Annotated in this window: 16 protein-coding genes; 5 read left to right on the top strand and 11 right to left on the bottom strand. The window is 71.9% G+C overall.

The window, feature by feature from the left end:
* Positions 1 to 16 precede the first annotated feature (16 nt).
* Together LMU33_RS09960 and LMU33_RS09955 are read right to left on the bottom strand one after the other, a co-directional pair.
* Positions 17 to 2,479 (bottom strand): sensor histidine kinase, encoded by a 2,463-nt coding sequence (locus LMU33_RS09960; RefSeq protein WP_228619277.1) that lies wholly within the window; start codon positions 2,477 to 2,479, stop codon positions 17 to 19.
* Between the two features lie 586 nt (positions 2,480 to 3,065).
* Entirely contained in the window at positions 3,066 to 4,232 is a 1,167-nt protein-coding gene (locus tag LMU33_RS09955; protein WP_228619275.1) for an MBL fold metallo-hydrolase, read from the bottom strand.
* Between the two features lie 267 nt (positions 4,233 to 4,499).
* On the opposite strand from LMU33_RS09955, the gene LMU33_RS09950 reads away from it, so the two are divergent.
* The 3 genes from LMU33_RS09950 to LMU33_RS09940 all read left to right on the top strand — a co-directional run bounded on the left by LMU33_RS09950 (position 4,500) and on the right by LMU33_RS09940 (position 8,065).
* Positions 4,500 to 6,131, top strand: coding sequence for a 5-guanidino-2-oxopentanoate decarboxylase (locus LMU33_RS09950; RefSeq protein ID WP_228619273.1), 1,632 nt, complete (start codon positions 4,500 to 4,502; stop codon positions 6,129 to 6,131).
* The gene (locus LMU33_RS09945) at positions 6,128 to 7,312 is read left to right on the top strand and encodes a glutamate dehydrogenase (RefSeq protein WP_228619271.1); all 1,185 of its coding nucleotides are present in this window, start codon (positions 6,128 to 6,130) and stop codon (positions 7,310 to 7,312) included. Before LMU33_RS09950 ends, LMU33_RS09945 begins: the two co-directional genes overlap by 4 nt.
* Positions 7,313 to 7,450: 138 nt before the next feature.
* Positions 7,451 to 8,065 carry a TetR/AcrR family transcriptional regulator gene (locus LMU33_RS09940; protein WP_228619269.1) on the top strand — a complete coding sequence of 205 codons (615 nt, stop codon included), beginning with the start codon at positions 7,451 to 7,453 and terminating at the stop codon, positions 8,063 to 8,065.
* Between the two features lie 213 nt (positions 8,066 to 8,278).
* Here LMU33_RS09940 and LMU33_RS09935 read toward each other — a convergent pair whose 3' ends face one another.
* Both LMU33_RS09935 and LMU33_RS09930 read right to left on the bottom strand, forming a co-directional pair.
* The gene (locus tag LMU33_RS09935) at positions 8,279 to 9,064 is read right to left on the bottom strand and encodes an SGNH/GDSL hydrolase family protein (protein ID WP_228619750.1); all 786 of its coding nucleotides are present in this window, start codon (positions 9,062 to 9,064) and stop codon (positions 8,279 to 8,281) included.
* Between the two features lie 217 nt (positions 9,065 to 9,281).
* Positions 9,282 to 11,354: an alpha-galactosidase gene (locus LMU33_RS09930; protein WP_228619748.1), complete on the bottom strand. Its 2,073-nt coding sequence runs from the start codon at positions 11,352 to 11,354 to the stop codon at positions 9,282 to 9,284.
* Positions 11,355 to 11,527: 173 nt separating this feature from the next.
* On the opposite strand from LMU33_RS09930, the gene LMU33_RS09925 reads away from it, so the two are divergent.
* Positions 11,528 to 12,325 carry a tyrosine-protein phosphatase gene (locus LMU33_RS09925; protein WP_228619268.1) on the top strand — a complete coding sequence of 266 codons (798 nt, stop codon included), beginning with the start codon at positions 11,528 to 11,530 and terminating at the stop codon, positions 12,323 to 12,325.
* A gap of 24 nt (positions 12,326 to 12,349) precedes the next feature.
* Here the strand turns inward: LMU33_RS09925 and LMU33_RS09920 are convergent, their stop codons facing one another.
* Both LMU33_RS09920 and LMU33_RS09915 read right to left on the bottom strand, forming a co-directional pair.
* Complete coding sequence (locus tag LMU33_RS09920; protein WP_069777376.1) at positions 12,350 to 12,472, bottom strand: DUF6126 family protein; 123 nt, start codon at positions 12,470 to 12,472, stop codon at positions 12,350 to 12,352.
* Positions 12,469 to 13,092: a helix-turn-helix domain-containing protein gene (locus LMU33_RS09915; protein WP_228619266.1), complete on the bottom strand. Its 624-nt coding sequence runs from the start codon at positions 13,090 to 13,092 to the stop codon at positions 12,469 to 12,471. Before LMU33_RS09915 ends, LMU33_RS09920 begins: the two co-directional genes overlap by 4 nt.
* A gap of 130 nt (positions 13,093 to 13,222) precedes the next feature.
* On the opposite strand from LMU33_RS09915, the gene LMU33_RS09910 reads away from it, so the two are divergent.
* Positions 13,223 to 13,522 carry a hypothetical protein gene (locus LMU33_RS09910; RefSeq protein WP_228619265.1) on the top strand — a complete coding sequence of 100 codons (300 nt, stop codon included), beginning with the start codon at positions 13,223 to 13,225 and terminating at the stop codon, positions 13,520 to 13,522.
* A gap of 58 nt (positions 13,523 to 13,580) precedes the next feature.
* On the opposite strand, the gene LMU33_RS09905 is transcribed toward LMU33_RS09910, so the two are convergent.
* The 5 genes from LMU33_RS09905 to LMU33_RS09885 are packed head-to-tail and all read right to left on the bottom strand — an operon-like array spanning position 13,581 to position 19,705.
* Complete coding sequence (locus tag LMU33_RS09905; RefSeq protein WP_228619263.1) at positions 13,581 to 14,966, bottom strand: aspartate aminotransferase family protein; 1,386 nt, start codon at positions 14,964 to 14,966, stop codon at positions 13,581 to 13,583.
* Positions 14,963 to 16,861: a 1-deoxy-D-xylulose-5-phosphate synthase gene (gene dxs, locus LMU33_RS09900; RefSeq protein ID WP_228619261.1), complete on the bottom strand. Its 1,899-nt coding sequence runs from the start codon at positions 16,859 to 16,861 to the stop codon at positions 14,963 to 14,965. Before dxs ends, LMU33_RS09905 begins: the two co-directional genes overlap by 4 nt.
* A 39-nt stretch (positions 16,862 to 16,900) precedes the next feature.
* Positions 16,901 to 18,028 carry a flavodoxin-dependent (E)-4-hydroxy-3-methylbut-2-enyl-diphosphate synthase gene (gene ispG / locus LMU33_RS09895; RefSeq protein ID WP_228619259.1) on the bottom strand — a complete coding sequence of 376 codons (1,128 nt, stop codon included), beginning with the start codon at positions 18,026 to 18,028 and terminating at the stop codon, positions 16,901 to 16,903.
* A 4-nt stretch (positions 18,029 to 18,032) separates the two neighbouring features.
* The gene (gene hpnH / locus LMU33_RS09890; RefSeq protein WP_228619257.1) at positions 18,033 to 19,058 is read right to left on the bottom strand and encodes an adenosyl-hopene transferase HpnH; all 1,026 of its coding nucleotides are present in this window, start codon (positions 19,056 to 19,058) and stop codon (positions 18,033 to 18,035) included.
* A gap of 5 nt (positions 19,059 to 19,063) precedes the next feature.
* Complete coding sequence (locus LMU33_RS09885) at positions 19,064 to 19,705, bottom strand: phosphorylase family protein (protein ID WP_228619256.1); 642 nt, start codon at positions 19,703 to 19,705, stop codon at positions 19,064 to 19,066.
* Between the last annotated feature and the right edge of the window lies 1 nt (position 19,706).

Genomic DNA, 19,706 nt, shown 5'->3' with positions numbered 1-19,706 from the left:
GGGTACGGTGCGGGCGTCAGCCGGCCGGGGCGCTCCCGTCGGGCCGGCCGGCACCGCGGGCACCGTCGGATGCGGGCGCGTGGGTGCGCCCCTGGGATATGGGGGCGGGGTTCGTGTGGTCGGAGCCCATGTGGTCCGAGCTCGGATGGTCTGAGCCCATGTGGTCGGGCTGCACGCTCGGTGGGTCGGTGAACCCCCGTACGGCAGACCAGAGGTGATGGGCCGTCACGGGGGAGGCATGAGCGGCGTCCGTGTGTGTGGAATCCGTGTGGAGCGCGTCCGTGCGGACCGGCTCCATGTGGGCCGACTCCATGTGGGCGGAGTCCATGTGCGCGGAGTCCATGTGTGCCGAGTCCAGGTGGCCGGTGTGCAGGTGCCCAGTGTCCAGGTGCCCGGTGTCCAGGTGCCCGGTGTCCAGGCGGCCGGTGTCCAGGCGGCCGGTGTCCAAGCGGGTGGGCTCCTGGTTCTCCAAGTGCTGCTGTGCCTCGGCGAGTCCGATCCCGCGTTGGAAGGCCGCCATCAGCCCCGGGTCGTGGCCGGGGACGGTGTCGCCGTCCTGGCGGGGGGCGGGGCCGCCGCGCAGTTGGGGGACGATGTGCTCCTGGGCCCGGCGGCGGGGCAGTTGGGGCTTGCTCATGGTGCCGCGCACGGTGTCGGTGCGCGGCGTGGGCAGGACGCCCGCGTGCGTCTCGACGGCCGCCCGGTCCCCGGCGTTGATGCCGGGCAGGGCCTCGGAGGGGTTGGGCCGGTCCTGCCGGGCACCCCGCACGGGAAGCGGCGCGAGGGCACCTCCGTTCCGCCCGCCGTCATCGCTGTCCGCACCACGCCGCGCGGCGCCGCTCTCGGCGCCCCGGCGCCCGCTCCCGCGCTGGGCGTGCCGCCGCCGCCCGGTCACCTGAGCCTGCCCGGCGCCGGTGCCGCCCTCGCCCCCGGGGGCCACGGCCCCTCCCCCGGCTACGGCCCCCGAGTCGGACGGCACCTCGGCCCCCGGCCCGGTACCGCCCCGCGCGGGACTCACGCCTCCGGCGCGCACTCCCGGCGCGGGCGCGGGGGCAGACGTAGTTGCAGGCGCCGGCGTGGTCCCCCGCACCTGCCCCGCCCCGTGCGCCCCCTGCGCCTGCCCGAGCCCGTGGCCCTGGGCCCGGACCTGGCCATGCCCACTGACCTGTCCCTGAAGCCCCACCTGCGGTGACGCACCGGTGTCCGCCGCATCCTGCGGCCGGTGTGCGCCCGCCCCGGCGGCCGTACCGGCGACCGCACCGCCCGCCCCGGGCGCCGTACCCAACAGCGTCTGCGGGACGACGAGTACGGCCTGGACACCGCCGTAGATGTTGGTCTGCAGCCGGACGTGGATGCCGTGCCGCCGGGCGAGCTGGGAGACGACGTAGAGGCCGATGCGGCCGTCGGCCAGCAGGCTGGCGACGTTGACCTGGTCGGGGTCGGCGAGCAGGGCGTTCATCCGGTTCTGCTCACCGACCGGCATGCCGAGCCCGCGGTCCTCGACCTCCACGGCGAGCCCGGAGGTGACGAGGTTGGCGCGCAGCAGCACCTGGGTGTGCGGGGCGGAGAACACCGAGGCGTTCTCGATGAGTTCGGCGAGCAGATGGATGACGTCGGCGACGGCGTGGCCGCGCAGTTCGCCGTCGATCGGCGGCACCAGTTTGACCCGGGAGTACTGCTCGACCTCGGCGATGGCGGAGCGCAGCACCTCGGTCATGCTGACCGGGTTGCTCCACTGGCGCCGGGAGACGGCGCCGCCGAGCACGGCGAGGTTCTCGGCGTGCCGCCGGATGCGGGTGGCCAGGTGGTCCACGTGGAAGAGGCCCTTGAGCAGTTCGGGGTCCTCGATCTCGTTCTCCAGGTCGTCGAGAATCGAGATCTCCCGGTGCACGAGGGACTGAAGCCGCCGCGCGAGGTTGACGAAGACCTCCAGCTTCTGCTCGCTGCCGGCGTGGCTGGAGAGCTGGGCGGCGCGCACGACGGCGGTGACGGCGCCGTCGTGCGCGCGGGCCAGATCGGCGGCGAGCAGTTCGAAGTCGTCGCCGTCCTCGGGCGGCCGGCGGCGCGGTGCGCGCTGCGGCGGGGCCTCCCCCTGGCGCAGCGCGTCGACCAGGGCGTGCAGGTCGGCCTCGCCACGTGCGGCGGTACGGCGCAGTGCGTCGACGCGGTCGGAGACCGAGCGGGCGGCCCGGTCGGCGGCCACGGCTGCGATGAGGATGCCGGCGACGGTCACGGCGACCGCTCCGGCGAGTACGGCCCAGAGCATGGGGCCGGTGCGGGCGCCGGTGGAGCGGATGCTGAAGAGGACCGCGGCGGTGGCGCTCAGTGCGACCGCGAGGGGCGGCAGCACCGCGAGCCGCATGAGCTGGGGCCGTATGTGCGTTTCGGGCAGTGCGGGAACGGGTCGGGCGACCGGTCTCCCGTGCCGGCCGCCCTCTCGGCGGTCGGCACGGGTGGCCGGTGCTCGCTGGTCAGACATCTGCGTCCTCGTACTGGTCCGTCGGGGCTGCCATCCGGCGACTGACAGTAGTCGCCTCCCCCTCATGTGCGGGGGGCAGTTGACAAAGTCCCGCAGGATTGGTCCCGCTCTGGTATGACGCCTCGTACGACAGACCGATTACCCAGTCATGTACGGGAATTGAACCCGAAAGACATCGATGCGACTCGTGCAGAATCGATCACGACGACGTGATCATCTTCTGGGCATTCCGTACGTCCGTTGGCCTGGCCCACCATGAGGCATCCAGGCAAATTGTTACGGAGAGTATCTGCTTTGGCCCCGACTCGGGGAGGCCGATCGTGGCCGTAAGGGCCCTGGCCACCGTCCTGTGCGTTGGTCGGTCGCGCGGGTCTCAGAGTGCCGTCAGGCAGAACTGCACGAGACCGGCGTCGACGTCCGGCGCACGCCGTGCGGCGCGGCGCAGAACCGCTCGGAGAACACGATGGAGCCGTCGGCGTCGGCCTTCGGGATGTGGTCCGCGTGTGTGGCCGCTCAGGTTGTACGTTCTCTCCGTATCCTTGCGCACGCCTCCAGGACGGTCGCAGGGGCTGACGGCTCCGCGGCGTCACCTCCGGGCGGGCGGCTCCGCCACGAACGCGCCGACCGAGCGCCAGGTGCGCCGCAGCTCCCCCGACACCCCGCGCCACCAGGCCTCCGCCGGGAGCTTGCCCGCCGGCTCGAAGGGCTCGCCCGGGCGGGGCAGGGCCACCGCCTGCCCGGCCTCCTCGGCCGCTTCCTTCGTCCACTCGCCCGGCTCGGCCCAGGGGTGCGGGGCGAGGTTGAAGGTGCCCCAGTGGATCGGCAGCAGCGCGCCGTGCGGTGCTCCGCCCTGCAGGTCGAGGTGGGCGCGCAGGCCCTCCTCGGGGGTCATGTGGATGTCGGGCCAGAACTCGCTGTACGCACCGATCTGGATCATCGTGGCGTCGAACGGCCCGTGCTCCGCGCCGATGTCCTTGAAGCCCTCGAAGTAGCCCGTGTCCCCGCTGTGGTAGATCCGGTGCTCCTCGCCGGCGACGGCCCAGGATGCCCACAGGGTGTGCTGGGTGTTGCGCAGGCCGCGGCCGCAGAAGTGCCGGGCGGGCGTCGCGGTGAGGGTGAGGCCGCCGACCCGCGTCGACTCGTGCCAGTCCAGCTCGCGCAGGCGGTCCGCGGAGACGCCCCAGTGCTCGAGGTGGGCGCCGACGCCGAGCGGCACGGCGAACACGGTGTCCGTGCCGGCCAGCGCCTTGATGGTGGGCAGGTCCAGGTGGTCGTAGTGGTCGTGCGAGATGACGACCACGTCGACCTCGCCGAGCCCGGCCAGCGGAAGCGGCACGGGGTGCAGCCGTCTGGGGCCGGCGAAGGGGAACGGGGAGCAGCGCTCGCCCCAGACGGGGTCGAACAGGACCCGGTGGCCGTCGAGCTCGGCGAGGACGCTGGAGTGGCCCATCCAGGTCAGCCGCAGTCCGGTGGCGGGCGGCTTGGCCAGGTCGGCGAAGGTGGTCGGATGCACCGGGACGGTGCCCTTCGGGGCGCGCAGGGGCCGGGTTTCCTTGTCGAGGAACACCTTCGCGAGGTCCAGCGTGGAGCCGGAGGGGCGGGTGCGTGCGGTGCCGCCCGGGTTCTGGAAGACGCCGTCCTTGAAGTGGGGGGAGCGGCGGATGCGTGCCAGGCGCTCACCGCCCGGTTCCGCGCCGAAGGCCGCGGGCCGCAGGGCGCGGAGCCGGGAGCTCGAGGAACGCAGTCCGGTCACGGTACCTCCCGGTGAAGTGGGTGAGGCTCCCCATTATGGTCGGCCCCTCCGACAGTCCGGCCCTCGCGGGGTACCCGTGCGGGCCCGGCGGCACGCTACTGAACCCCTGTTCAGCACATTGACAGGGTGCGGACCGGGTCCGGATACTGACTCACTATTCAGTAGAGCTCTGTCCCGGCGCCCTTCGCCGACCACCGTCCGCGGCCGCCCTGGAGGCACCATGTCCGACCTCCCCACCGAGCAGCTCGTCATCTCGCGGAGCCTGTGATGGCCGACGCCGCAGACCGTCTCCGCACGGGCGGGGAAGCCCTGGTACGGGCCCTGCGAGCACACGGCGTGACGCGGGTCTTCGGCATCCCGGGAACCCACAACCTGGAGATCCACCGCCATCTGCCGGCCTATGGCATCGATCATGTGACATCCCGCCACGAACAGGGTGCCGGGTACGCGGCCGACGGGTACGCGCGCGTGACGGGCCGTCCGGGTGTCGTGCTCACCACGACCGGGCCCGCCCTGCTGAACGCGGCGGCCGCCGTCGGCGAGGCCTACGCGGACAGCGTGCCGCTGCTGGTCGTCTCGCCGGGCATGCCGCTCGGCCATCCCCGGCTGGCCACCGGCGCGCTGCACGAGATGCGCAGCCAGACCGACGCCCTGCGCGGCATCGCCGCGTTCAGCCACCGGGTCTCGTCGGTCACGGAGATCGACGCGGCCGTGGCCCGGGCCTTCACCCTGTTCCGCACCCGCCGCCCCCGCCCCGCGCACATCGAGGTGCCGCTGGACCTGCTGACCGCCGCACAGGCGCTGGGGGCCCTCCGGCGCGCCCCGAGCACCCCACCGCCCGCGCCCGCCCCGGAAGCCGTACGACGGGCCGTCACGGAACTTTCCGGGGCCCGCCGCCCCGCGTTGGTGCTCGGCGGCGGAGCGGCCGGTGCGCGGGCGCAGTGCCGCGCCCTCGCCGAACGCCTGGGCGCGCCCGTCGTCACCACGGCGGCCGGCAAGGGCACGGTCGCGGAGACCCATCCGCTGTCCCTCGGCGTGTCCCTGCACAGCCCCGCGGTGCAGAAGTGGCTCGCCACGCGGGACGTCGTCCTCGCCGTCGGCACGGAGCTGTCCGAGTCCGACTTCTGGACCGTCCCGCCACGGCTGGACGGCACGCTCGTACGCATAGACGTCGATGCGGACCAGATGTACGCGGGCCCGACGGTGGACGTACCGCTCGTGGCGGACGCGCGGCTCGCCCTGCAGGCTCTGCTGGCGGAACTGCCGGACGGCCGTCACGCGCGCGTACCCGCGAACACTCCGCACCCGCGCGTGGCCGACGAGGTGGCCGCCCTGCGCGCCGCGCGGGATGCCGAGACCGCCGATCGGGACGCCCGCTGGATCCCGTATCTGCGGGCGCTGCGCGCGGTGCTCGCGGCCGACGCCGTCATCACCTCCGACAGCGCCCAGTGCTGCTACTACGGCGCCCTGCCCCATCTGCCCGTCGGCCCCGAGGGCCGGTATCTGCACCCCACCGGCTTCGGCACGCTCGGCTACGCGCTGCCCGCCGCGCTGGGCGCCAAGGTCGCCGAGCCGCACCGGCAGGTGCTCGCGCTGAGCGGGGACGGCGGACTGCAGTTCACCGTGCAGGAACTGGCGACCGCCGCACAGCTCCGGCTGCCGTTGCCCATAGTGGTGTTCGACAACGGCGGCTACGGCGAGATCCGCGACGAGATGCGGGCACGCGGCGACGTGCCGGCCGCGGTGGACCTCGCGCCGGTCGACCTGCCCGCCCTGGCCCGCGCCTACGGAGGACACGGCACGCGCGCGTGCGACCCGGCCGCCCTTGCGCGCGCGGTCACCGAGGCCCTGGACCGGCCCGGCCCCACCCTGATCACTGTCCCCGAGGAGACCCCATGACCGCCCCCGCTCCCCTGATGTCGCTCGTCTGGACCGACCATGTCACCGGCCGCCAGGGCTTCCTGGTGGTGGACCGGCTGGTGCGCGGCGTGGCCAGCGGCGGCCTGCGGATGCGCCCCGGCTGCACGCTGGAGGAGGTGGCGGGGCTCGCCCGTGGCATGACGATGAAGGAGGCCCTGCACTACGACCCCGAGGCACGCTATGTGCCGCTGGGCGGCGCCAAGGGCGGCATCGACTGCGATCCCCAGGACCCGGGGGCGTACGGTCTGCTGGTGCGCTATCTGCGCGCCATGCGGCCGTACATCGAGAGTCTCTGGACCACCGGCGAGGACCTCGGCCTCACCCAGGACCTGGTCGACCGCGCGGCGGCCGAGGCGGGTCTGGTCTCCTCCGTCCAGGCCGTGTACCCGCTGCTGGACGACGAGGCGGCGGCCCGCGAGCGGCTCGCGGACGCCTTCGCGGTCGAGGTGGACGGCATCGGCCTGGACGAGCTGGCGGGTGGCTGCGGGGTCGCCGAGTCGGTCCTCGCGGCGCTGGACCGGGCCGCCGTGCCGTACCGGGGCACCCGGGTGGCGGTGCAGGGGCTCGGCACGATGGGCGGGGCCACCGCGCGGTTCCTCGCCCGCGCCGGGCTGACGGTGGTGGCGGTCGCCGACATCAAGGGCACGATCGCCAACCCCGCGGGGCTGGACGTCGAGGCCCTGCTGGCCGCGCGGGACGGTTACGGCACCGTCGACCGCCGTGTGCTGCGCCCCGGCGACCGTGAACTGCCGGGCGACGACTGGCTGTCCGCCGACGCGCAGGTGCTCGTGCCGGCGGCCGTGTCGTACGCCGTCGACACCGCCAACCAGGACCGGGTCCGCGCCCGCTGGATCGTGGAGGCCGCCAACATGCCCGTGCTGCCGGAGGCGGAGGCGCTGCTGGCGGCGCGCGGGGTCACCGTGCTGCCGGACGTGGTGGTCAACTCCGGTACGAACGCCTGGTGGTGGTGGACCCTGTTCGGCGACATCGGTGCGGATGCCGAGGAGGCCTTCGCGTACATCCGGCGGTCGATGCGTGCTCTGATCGAGCTGATGCTCGCGCGCGCAGAGGCCGACGGCACGACTCCGCGTGCGGCCGCCCACGCGCTGGTGACCGACCGGCTGCCGGTGATCGCCGACCGCTTCGGGTGGTACCGGTGACGGGCCCCGGTGGACCGCTTGCCGATCCGGACTCACCGACTGAACGAGCAGTCAGCAGCTCGGCACTGTGGCCCCGGGCCACACAGGGGTGTCAACAGGTCGTCGGCGCATGTCCGGGCGGCTGTGTAGGGTGACCGCGTGGCGAGAGTGCGGTTGAGCGTGGCCGAGCGGCGGGAGGAGCTGCTGCGGGCCGCCATCGGGCAGATCGAGGCGCGGGGCGTGGCGGCGGTCAGGATCGCCGACGTGGCCGCGTCGCTCGGGGTGAGCAACGCGCTGGTGCTGTACCACTTCTCGACGAAGGAGAAGCTGGTCGCCGCCGCGTTCGCCTACGCCGCCGAGGACGACCTCGCGCACCTGCGCAAGCTGCTGGGCCGGCGCACGTCCGCGCTGCGCCGGCTGCGGGCCGCGGTGCGCTGGTACGCGCCCACCGGGCAGGCCAAGGGCTGGCGGCTGTGGATCGAGGGCTGGGCCGTGGCCCTGCGCGAGCCGGCCCTGCGGGAGGTCACCCGGGACCTCGACAGGCAGTGGAAGGCCGCGATCGCCGACGTCATCGCCGAGGGCACGGCGGCGGGCGAGTTCGCCTGCGCCGACCCGGCCGGCGCCGCGCTGCGGCTGACCGCGCTGCTGGACGGGCTCGCCGTCCAGCTGACGTCGTACCCGGGAGCGGTGCCGCGGGCGCGCGCACAGGAATGGGTCGACGACGCGCTCGCACGCGAACTGGGCCTGGACCGAACGGCACTGACCGAGCGCTAGACCCGTCAGGGGACGGGCGGGTGCTCGTGTTTGTTGTGCGGGGCCACGGGTGCGGGGGCCGTCCGACGACTCTGGTGGCGCTGATGCCGGCCGGGTGCTTGCAGCGGGGCCGGCGACACCCCACGCCGACCGACACCAGCCACGCGGAACCCCACCCGTGCGCATCCGTGCCCCGCGCCGCAGGCTGTGCGGTGCGGGGCACGTCGGTGCGGGTCAGGCAACCGAGGCGATGCGCATCTTGATGTCGTCGGGCGACAGGGTGCCCTTCGCCGTCACATGGTCGCCGGAGGACTCGCCGCGCAGTCGGCGGCCGATCCACGGGACGAGGTACTCGCGGGCCCAGTGGACGTCGTCGCGGCGGATCTCCAGGGTGCCCCGGGGCGGCAGCGGCGGCCACGGCTGCTCCGGGTCGGCCGGGATCTCCAGACCGAGGGCCTGACCGGCGCGCAGCGCCACGCGCGTGTGCCCCTCGGGCGAGAGGTGGAGGCGGTCGCTGTCCCAGGCCCTGCGGTCCTGGACGGACTTCAGGGACCACAGGTCGAGCACGGGGCATCCGTACCGGTCGGCGATGGCGCGGACGTGCCCGTTGTATGTGGCGATCTTGCCGCGCAGATGCTTGAGCACGGGGACGCCACGGGTGTCGAAGCCGGTTGTCACCATGACCGTGCCGGCTGCCTCGGCCAGCCGGGCCACGGCCCGTTCGAAGCGCTCGGCCACCTCGTCGGGGTCGGTGCCCGGCCGGATGATGTCGTTGCCGCCCGCACAGAAGGAGACCAGGTCCGGGGCCAGTTCGACGGCCTTCGGGAGCTGGTCCTGCACGATCTGGTCGAGCAGCTTCCCGCGGACCGCGAGATTGGTGTACCTGAAGTCGCCCTCGGGCCGCCGGTCGGCGAGCAGTACCGCGAACCGGTCGGCCCAGCCCACGAACGCCCCGTCGGGCCCCGGGTCGCCGACGCCCTCGGTGAAGCTGTCCCCCACCGCCACGTACGACCCGATCACTGATCTGTTGTCATTCTTCGAATCGTCTGCCACGTCGGACCATGATTCACCTTCACATGTGACCTACGCGACCGTAAGGAGGGGTTGACGAACGGTGAGATGTGACACTCTTAAATAATTTGCCAACCAGGAATAGGGCTGGTCCCGGGCGGGTTGAGTGTGTGACTCGGCCGACCGGGACGCCGTGCCCGCGAAGGCATCAGTGCGGGCGGAAGGATCAGATGCGGCGCAGACGGAGAATCGTCGCATCCAGGTCGCCCTTGAGTCCGGTGCGCAGCCCGTGGTGCAGCAGGACGGCACCCCGGTGCACTTCACCCGTTTCGTGGCACGCGTACGACGCCGTCGGGTCGAGTCCGCGCAGGCGCAGCGCCGGTACGGGCTCGCCGTAGCTCTGCGCCTGCAGCCGGGCGAGGACCACCGTCTCCTCCCCGAGGACATACTGGACGGCGCTCAGGCCGCCGGCCGGGGGCCGCAGCCGGTACAGCTCGCCGTGCTGGACGACCGGGCGGATCTGTTTGTAGAGCTCGACCCACTGCCGGGCCTCGGCCAGCTCCTGCTCGGTCCACTCGGTGAGGTCGCCGCCGACCCCGAGGACGCCCGCCATGGCGCTGACGAACCGGAACCGCAGGGAGCTGACACGGCCGTTGAGCTGGGTGTTCGGGCTGTCGGTGACCCAGGCGGCCATGACCCGGGCAGGGTGGATCTGGCTGAAGCCGTGCTGGATGGCGAGCCGGTCGAGCGGGTCGGTGTTGTCGGAGGTCCACACCTGGTCGGTGCGGCTCATGACACCGAGGTCGATCCGGCCGCCACCGCCCGAGCAGGATTCGAAGGCGACCTGCGGGTGGGCCGCGCGCAGCCGGTCCAGCAGGGCGTAGAAGCCGCGGACGTGGTCCACCCACAGGCGCTGCGGATAGGGCTCGCCGGGCCAGCCGGCGTCGGTGAAGCAGCGGTTGAAGTCCCACTTCACATAGTCGATCGGCGCGCTGGAGAGGAGGGCGTCCAGCTGCTCCCAGAGGTACGCCTGGACGTCCTCGCGGGCGAGGTTGAGGACGAGTTGGTTGCGCAGTTCCGTCCGCTTGCGCCCCGTCTGGTACTGCACCCAGTCGGGGTGGGCGCGATACAGGTCGCTGTCCGGGTTGACCATCTCCGGCTCGACCCAGATGCCGAACTGCATGCCGAGTCCGTGCACCTGGTCGGCGAGGGGCTTCAGGCCGTGCGGGAAGCGGTCGGGGTTGGGCGTCCAGTCGCCGAGTCCCGCGCGGTCGCTCGTGCGGGCGCCGAACCAGCCGTCGTCCACGACGAACAGCTCCACGCCGATCCCGGCGGCCCGGCGGGCGAGCGCGAGCTGCTGCTCCCCGGAGATGTCGAAGTTCGTCGCCTCCCAGGAGTTGAAGAGCACCGGCCGGTCCCCCTCGGCGTCCGGGATGACGTACGCGCGCTGGTAGGCGTGCCAGGTGCGGCTCGCGCCGCCGAAGCCGCCGTCGCTCCACAGTCCGGCGAAGACGGGCGTGGTGTACGACTCCCCCGGCTCGAGGAGCAGCAGCCCCGAGTCGTCGTAGCCGGCGCCGCCGGTGATCTGCACGCGCGCGTCCGGGAGTTGGGCGACCGCGATGCGCCAGGAGCCGGACCAGCCGAGCGCGCAGCCGTAGACCTCGCCGTGCTCCTCGGTGGCGTCGGTGTCGAGCGCGACCCAGGGCAGGTGCTGATGGCCGGTGTGGCCGCGGCGGCTGCCGATGACCTTCTCGCCGTAGGTGAGCGGGGCGGTGGTGAGCAGGGACTCTGCGGCCCAGCGGCCGTGCAGCTGGGACAGCCGCCAGCCGTCGCGGTCGGGCAGGGTCCAGGTGGCCGCGTCGGCGCGCAGGAGCTCCACGCGCGCGTGTGTGTCGTTCGCCACGGTGACCCAGCGTTCGAGGACATCGCCGCGCATCCGGTAGTGCAGGGTGACGGCGAGGCCGTCGTCGTCGAAGCGCAGCCGCAGCTCCTCCCCCTCCGTCTCGCACGACACGAAACGCCACTCGGTGCCGCGGCGCTCGTCGGTGCGCACGGACAGGGCGGGGCGGACGAAACGGGGGCCGCCCTCGACGGGGTACTCCTCGCGGCCGTCGAGCGGGGACTCGAAGGGCCAGTAGCCGGGCAGCGGGTCCTTGGCCAGGGCCTCCGCGTCCGGCAGGGCGATGCGTGGCCCCCAGTGCAGGTGGAGCAGCTCCTGCGCTTCGGTGAGATGCAGGGCATAGCTACTGGTGGGCCCCGAGAGGAGCCAGGTACGACCGTCTTCGGCGATGTCCACCACGTAAGACCTCACAGGTGCCAACAGATCCGCTCAAGTGCCAACATCATCAGGCGCCGGAGCCCCTGGTGACAATGCCTGTGGACAACTCCTTGCCCGAGGAAACCGATGTCGTATGGTCGACGGAGCGCCCGCCGACGAGCCGCGACGGCGGGGCCCGACCGGGAGGAGCCCCCGTGACGCAGCAGGTCCCGTCGACCGAGCCGGAGCTGGCCGGCGTGCGCAATTTCCGTGACGTGGGCGGGCTGCCGACCACGGACGGACGGCGGGTGCGGCACGGCGTGCTGTTCCGCAGCGGGCATCTGGCGCACGCGACCGAGGACGACGCCGCCTTCCTCACCTCCCTGGGCCTGCACACGGTCTTCGACTTCCGCAACGCGGCCGACCAGAAGCTGGAGGGCCCGGACGTCGAGCTGCCCGGCGTGCGGAACGTGAACCTGCCGCTGAGCGACCCGGCGGACGGCGCCGAGTTCTGGAAGATGGTCCGCGACGGCGACCTCGACCAGCTGCGCGGCATCCTGGCCGACGACAAGGGGGCGGCCCGGATGATCGCCTCGTACCGGTCGATCGTCCGGGAGCGCACCGCCGAGCACTCCCGGGTGCTGCACGCCCTCGCCGAGGACAGCGTGCCCGCCCTGATGCACTGCGCGGCGGGCAAGGACCGCGCGGGCATCTCCATGGCGGTGACGCTCCTCGCGCTCGGCGTGGAGCGCGAGGCGATCCTCGCCGACTACCTGGAGTCCAACGCCAAGCACCGGCGCTACAAGGTCCGCCGCAGCGGCAGCGCGGACACCGCGTACACCCCGGAGATCATGGAGCTGCTCAGCCCGCTCTTCGACGCCCGCGCCGAGTACCTCCAGGCGGCGTTCGAGACCATCGAGGAGACCTGGGGCGGGGTGGACACCTACCTGGAGCGGGGCCTCGGCCTCACTCCGGCCTCCCGCGACGTGCTGCGCGAGCGTCTGCTGGACTGACCGACCCGGATCGGCCCCGCCGGGTCAGTTCTTCGCCCCCAAGGCGAACAGCAGGAAGAGGAACGCGGCCAGGACGTGGCCGACGGCGATGTAGATGATCAGGCGGATCCACAGCGCACGGGGGAACTTCGTCTCGAGGTCGCTCATGGCAGCTCTCCGGTCAGCGGGCCCAGGCACAGTGTGGCCGTGGGGCTCTGCAGCAGGGTGTGGACGAACAGCAGCTCGACGCCGTCGTGGTCCTCGGCGGCGAGGCGGTGCGGGGTGAGCGAGTCGAAGTGCGCGCTGTCGCCGGGCGCGAGCAGGTGCGCGCTGTCACCGAGGCGCAGCCGCAGCCGGCCCCGGAGGACGTAGAGCCACTCCTCGCCGGGGTGGACGCGCACGATGTCGCCCTGCGAGCCGTACGGCACGCGCACGCGCAGGGCCTGCATGGCGCGGCCCGACGCCCCGGCCTGGAGGTAGGTCCAGCCGCCCGCCCGGGTCGGCTCCATGTCCCCGGCCCGTGTGATCGCGTCGCGGTCGGCGACCGTCTCGCCGAGCAGTTCGGAGACGGTCGTACCGTAGATACGGGCGAGGGACAGCAGCATCGGCAGCGAGGGCTGCCGCTGTCCGGTCTCCAGGCGGGACAGATGCGCCGGTGAGAGCCCGGCGGCGCGGGCCGCGGCCTCCAGGGTGAGGCCGGCGCGCCGGCGCAGTGCCCGCAATTGCGGTGCGACGGCCGACAGGTCGTCGCCCGGGCCCGCCGGTGGCCCGGCGTCTGAGGCGTTCATGCCTCCATTCAGCCCCAGTCTTGCCCGAGCGGCAATTTTTTTGCCCCACAGACAAACCCACGCCGGGCCCCTGGATGCCTTGCTACGATCGACGAAGAATTTTGAACACGTTCAAAACATGGGGGATCGCATGTCCGAAAGCACCACGCCCGAGCCGGCCGACTCACCTGCGGCCGCCCTGGGCTGCACCGCCCTGTTCCTGGGACTCGCGGCCGCGACGGACCTGTGGCCGACGCTCACGTTCGGCCTGTTCCCCGTGTCGCTCATCGCCGGCGGGCTCGCCGTCGTCCTCGGCCTCGCGGGCGTCCACTACGCACGCCGCGGCATCGGCCGGATGTGGATCGCCGTCACGGGAACCGTCCTGGGCGCGATCGGTTTCGCCTGGCCCGTCGCCCTGTTCCTGACGTTGTTCGCGCCGGTCGCCCCCTGAAACGCCGACGTCCCGCACCAGGCGGTACCGGTGCGGGACGCGCGTGGAGACGGCGGGCTCAGCGGCCCGCCACCGCCTGCTTGATCAGGGTCTTGCCGAAGTCCCACATCAGGCCGCCACCGCTGTGGGCGTCGTCCATCACGGCCGAGAACGCGTCCGTGAACCGCTCGACGTCCGCCTCGTCGATGATCAGTGGCGGGATCAGCTTGATCACCTCCAGGTGGTCGCCGGAGACCTGGGTGAGGATCCGGTGCCGCTGCAGCAGCGGTACGACGACCATCTGGGCGAACAGGCCCTTGCGGGCGGCCTGGAGCATGGTCCAGCGGCTGCGCAGCTTCAGCGAGGCGGGCCGGCCGAACTCGATGCCGATCATCAGGCCCCGGCCGCGGACGTCGGCGAGCAGCTCGTACTCGTCGACCATCGCGGTCAGCCGGGACTTCAGCAGCTCGCCCGTCTTGCGCACGCCCGCGACGACCTGCTCGTTCTCCATGACCGACAGCACGGCGAGTCCGCAGGCCATCGCCTGGGCGCCCGAGCCGAAGCTCGCCGAGTGGACCAGCACCCGGTCCATGGACGAGTAGACCTTCTTGAAGATCCAGTCCCGGCCGAGCGTGGCGCCGACCGGGACGTATCCGCCCGACAGGGCCTTGGCCACGCACACCAGGTCGGGTTCGACGCCGTCCTCGTGCTGGTAGGCGTAGAAGTCACCGGTGCGGCCGAGGCCGGTCTGCACCTCGTCGGCGATGAGCAGTGCCTTGTGCCTGTGCAGCAGTTCCTGGGCGGCGCGCAGATAGCCGGGCGGGGCCTCGTGCACCCCCTTGCCCTGGATCGGCTCCACGATCAGGGCGGCCACGTCGCCCTTCTTCAGCTCCCGTGCCAGGGCGTCCAGGTCGCCGAGCGGTACGGCGGTGTCGGGCAGCAGTGGGGCGAAGCCGTCGCGGAAGCCGCTCTCGCCGTTGACCGACAGGGAGCCGGTGGTCAGTCCGTGGAAGGCGTGGTCGCAGTAGAGGACGCGCGGCCTGCCGGTGGCGTACCGGGCGAACTTCAGGGCCGTCTCGACGGCCTCCGTGCCGCTGTTGCCGAAGAACACCCGGTCCAGGTGCGGGCTGTGGGCGAGGAGCCGTTCGGCGAGCAGACCGGGCAGCGGCTGGCAGTCGAACCGGGTGAGGTCGGCGAGGTCCAGGTCGAGCACGTCGTGCAGCGCCTTGCGGACGACCGGGTGGTGGCGGCCGAGGCCCATCACCCCGAACCCGGCGAGCATGTCCAGGTAGTCGTTGCCGTCGGCGTCGAAGAAGTGGGCGCCCTCCGCCCGCTCGTAGACCTTGTCGAAGCCGATGGTGTGCAGCATGCGCGGGAGCTGCGGGTTGAGGTACTTCGCGTGCAGCTCGTAGCGTTCGGCTCCGCGCTCGGCGAGCAGGGCTCCGAGGTCGAACTCCGTGCTCATTCACTCTCCTTGGCTGTGCCGCCCGCGTCCTTGACGGCCAGGCTCCCACTGATCCGGCCGGCGATCTCGACGGGCGTGAGACCGATGTCGGCCAGCACCTCACCGCGTTTGGCGTGCGCGAGGAACTGCTCCGGAATGCCGAACCGCCGTACCGGCACGTCCACGTCGGCATCGCCGAGGGCCAGCGCCACGGCAGAACCGACGCCCGCGGCACGGCTGTTGTCCTCCACCACGGCCACCAGCCGGTGTTCGGCGGCGAGGCCCGGCAGCGAGGGGTCGACGGGCTTGACCCAACGGGGGTCCACCACCGTGCAGTTGATGCCGCGTGCCTGGAGCAGGTCGGCGGCCTGCAGGCACACCGGGGCCATCACGCCGACGGCCACCAGCAGCACCTCGGGACGTTCGGCGCGGTGCAGGACGTCCATGCCGCCGACCCGGTCGACCGCCGGGACGTCCGGGCCGACCGACTCCTTCGGGAAGCGGACCAGGGTGGGCGCGTCGTCCACGGCGACGGCCTCGCGCAGCTGGGCGCGCAGCTGGCCCGCGTCGCGCGGCGCGGCGATCCTCAGGCCGGGGACGACCTGGAGGACCGACATGTCCCACATGCCGTTGTGGGAGGCCCCGTCGACGCCGGTGACGCCGGCCCGGTCCAGGACGAAGGTGACCCCGCAGCGGTGCAGCGCGACGTCCATCAGCAGCTGGTCGAAGGCGCGGTTGAGGAAGGTGGCGTAGACGGCGACGACCGGGTGCAGCCCGCCGGTGGCGAGGCCGGCCGCGGAGACGGCCGCGTGCTGCTCGGCGATGCCCACGTCCCACACGCGGTCGGGGAAGCGCTCGGCGAACCGGCCGAGGCCGACCGGGTGCAGCATGGCCGCGGTGATGGCGACGACGTCGTCCCGTTCCTCGCCGATCTTCACGATCTCGTCGCCGAACACCGAGGTCCAGGACGGGCCGCCCGCCGGTGCGAGGGGCTCGCAGGTCAGCGGGTCCATCACGCCGACGGTGTGGAAGTGGTCCTCCTCGTGGTTGAGGGCGGGCTCGTAGCCGCGGCCCTTCTCGGTGAGGCAGTGGACGAGAACCGGGCCGTGGAAGCGTTTCGCCCGGCGCAGCGCCGACTCGACGGCCTTGATGTCGTGCCCGTCGATCGGGCCGACGTACTTCAGGCCCAGGTCCTCGAACATGCCCTGCGGGGCGAAGGCGTCCTTGAAGCCCTTCTTCGCGCCGTGCAGGGACTCGTAGATCGTGTTCCCCACGACCGGGGTGCGCAGCAGTACGTCCTTGCCCCAGGCGAGGACCTTCTCGTAGCTGTCGGTGGTGCGCAGGGTGGCCAGGTGGTTGGCGAGGCCGCCGATGGTCGGGGCGTAGGAGCGCTCGTTGTCGTTGACGACGATGATCAGTGGGCGGTCCTTCGCGGCCGCGATGTTGTTCAGCGCCTCCCAGGCCATGCCGCCGGTCAGCGCCCCGTCGCCGATGACCGCGACCACATGGCCCTTCTCCCCCTGCACCTGGTTGGCCTTGGCGAGGCCGTCGGCCCAGCCGAGCGCGGTGGAGGCGTGGCTGTTCTCGATGACGTCGTGCTCGGACTCCTCGCGCGAGGGGTAGCCGGACAGCCCGCCCTTGCCGCGCAGCTTGGAGAAGTCCTGACGTCCTGTCAGCAACTTGTGGACATAGGACTGATGACCGGTGTCCCACAGGATGCGGTCGACCGGCGACTCGAAGACCCGGTGGAGCGCGATGGACAGTTCCACCACCCCCAGATTGGGCCCGAGGTGACCACCGGTCCTCGATACCGCCTGCACCAGGAACTCGCGTATCTCGTGGGACAGTTCGCCGAGTTCCGCCTCGGACAGCGCCTTCAGGTCGCGTGGTGTCCGGATGGTCTCCAGAATGGTCACGCTGGGCCCCCTCTCGGTCCGTGCCGTGCTGTGCTCAACTCATTCGTCTGCGGGGCTCGTCCGCTCGGCGAGCTTCATGGCCTCCTCGATGAGGGTCTCGACGATCTTCGACTCGGGGACGGTCTTGATGACCTCGCCCTTGACGAAGATCTGCCCCTTTCCGTTGCCTGAGGCAACTCCGAGGTCGGCCTCACGGGCCTCGCCCGGACCGTTCACCACGCACCCCATCACCGCGACCCTGAGCGGCACTTCCATGCCGTCCAGGCCCGCCGTGACCTCCTCCGCGAGCTTGTAGACGTCCACCTGGGCGCGCCCGCAGGACGGACAGGAGACGATCTCCAGGCGCCGCTGCCGCAGGCCGAGCGACTCCAGGATCTGGATGCCGACCTTGACCTCCTCGGCGGGCGGGGCGCTCAACGACACCCGGATCGTGTCGCCGATGCCCCGGGAGAGCAGCGCCCCGAAGGCGACGGCCGACTTGATCGTGCCCTGGAACGCCGGGCCGGCCTCGGTGACCCCGAGGTGGAGCGGGTAGTCGCAGCTCTCGGCGAGCTGCCGGTAGGCCTCGATCATCACGACCGGGTCGTTGTGCTTGACCGAGATCTTGATGTCCCGGAAGTCGTGCTCCTCGAAGAGGGAGGCCTCCCAGAGAGCGCTCGCGACCAGCGCCTCGGGGGTGGCCCTGCCGTACTTCTGCAGCAGCCGCCGGTCCAGGGAACCGGCGTTGACCCCGATCCGGATCGGCGTGCCGTGGTCCTTGGCGGCGCGCGCGATCTCCTTCACCTGGTCGTCGAACTTCTTGATGTTGCCCGGGTTCACCCGGACCGCCGCGCAGCCGGCCTCGATGGCCGCGAAGACGTACTTCGGCTGGAAGTGGATGTCTGCGATCACCGGGATCTGGGACTTGCGGGCGATGGTCGCGAGGGCGTCCGCGTCGTCCTGGGTGGGGCACGCCACGCGGACGATCTGGCAGCCGGACGCCGTCAGCTCGGCGATCTGCTGCAGGGTGGCGCCGATGTCCGACGTGCGGGTCGTCGTCATCGACTGCACCGACACCGGGGCCCCGCCCCCGACCGCCACCGGCCCGACCTGGATCTGCCGCGACTGCCGCCGCGGCGCGACCGGCCGGGCCGGCACCTCGGGAACGCCCAAGGGCACGGCGGTCATCGCCTCAGCCCTGCTTCCCGCTCGTCATCGTCTCGCGCGCGGCCCGCAGGGACTCCTTCAGGGAGCCCATCGTGGCGAGTACCGCGGTCGGCTCGTAGCCGCAGTGCGCCATGCAGTTGGCGCAGCGCGGGTCCTTGCCGCGGCCGTACTTGTCCCAGTCGGTCTCCTCGACGAGTTCGCGGTACGTCGACACGTATCCGTCGCTCATCAGGTAGCAGGGGCGCTGCCAGCCGAAGAGGGAGTAGCTCGGGATCGCCCAGGCCGTGCAGGGGAAGTCGACCTTGCCCTCAAGGAAGTCCAGGAACAGCGGGCTCTGGTTGAGCCGCCACTTCTTGCGGTTGCCGCCCGCGAAGGCCTTCTTGAACAGTTCGCGGGTCTGCTGCACTCCGAGGAAGTGCTCCTGGTCGGGGGCCTTTTCGTACGCGTAGGCGGGCGAGAGCATCATCTCGTCCACCTTCAGGTCGTCGTTGAGGTAGTTCAGCACCTCGATGACGGTCTGCGGGGTGTCGGTGTTGAAGAAGGTGGAGTTGGTGGTCACCCGGAAGCCGCGCCGCTTGGCCTCCCTGATGGCCTCGACCGCCTCGTCGAAGGTGCCCTCCTTCGCCACCGAGGCGTCGTGCCGCTCGCGCAGCCCGTCGATGTGCACGGCCCACGCGAAGTACGGCGAGGGCTTGAACTTGTCCATCTTCTTGCGCATGAGAAGGGCGTTCGTGCACAGGAACACGAACTTCTTCCTGGCGACCAACTGCCGTACGATCTCGTCAATCTGAGGGTGCATCAGCGGTTCGCCGCCGGCGATGGACACCATCGGCGCACCGGATTCCAGCACCGCGCCCACGGCCTGGGCGACGGGCATGCGCTGCTTGAGGACGCCTGCCGGATGCTGGATCTTGCCGCAACCCTCGCACTTGAGGTTGCACGCGAACAGCGGCTCCAGCTCGACCAGCAGGGCGAACTTGTCCCTCTTCCTGAGCTTCTGTTCGAACAGGTATGTAGCGACCTTGATTGTCTGGCGCAACGGCATGGCCATCTGGCTCACCTCCGGGGGAGCAGCAAAGAACGGTGCCATTCAAAAAATGCGGGAAGAACAGAACGAAGAACGCGGAAAGCCGATATTCCACCGCGTACCGTGCCGATCCGGACGAGTTCGTGTTCGGGAGCGTCCACGACCACCCTTACGGCCGCAACCGGGCGCTCACCGCCCCGGACGGCCGTGAGGAGCGTGGCCGCCGACTCCATGTCGACCGCGATCGCGCCGGTCGCGAGCAGGTCGGAGCGCTCATGGCCCCGGACGACATGGTCGGAGCCGGTGAGCGGGCCGGTGTGGACCGTGCGTCCGGGCAGGATGCGCACGAGTTCCTTGACGAGCAGTTCGGTGCCCACGCAGGCGACGGCGCCGCGCGGGTCCCGGGTCTCCTCGGCGACCACCAGGTCGCCCGGGTGCATGCCGGGGGCGAGCCCGGCGCAGAAGCCGGTGGCCAGTACGGCCGCGCCGGCCAGCGCCGGGACCGCGAGCTGCCGGGTGACGGAGCGCTCCGCCGCACGGGGGCCCATGCCCGTACGGAGGAAGCTGACCGGCCCGTCCGCCCCGCTCCTGTCCCCGCTGCGCAGGGCGAGGTTCTCGATGCCGAGCGCGCAGGCGATCAGCAGCGGGGCCGGGACGGGCTGGATGCTCAAA

Origin of the sequence: Streptomyces barringtoniae (assembly GCF_020819595.1) — a bacterium.
Lineage (GTDB): Bacteria > Actinomycetota > Actinomycetes > Streptomycetales > Streptomycetaceae > Streptomyces > Streptomyces barringtoniae.
Note: the sequence above shows the minus strand (reverse complement) of the source record. Positions and strands in the feature narration are given on the sequence as shown.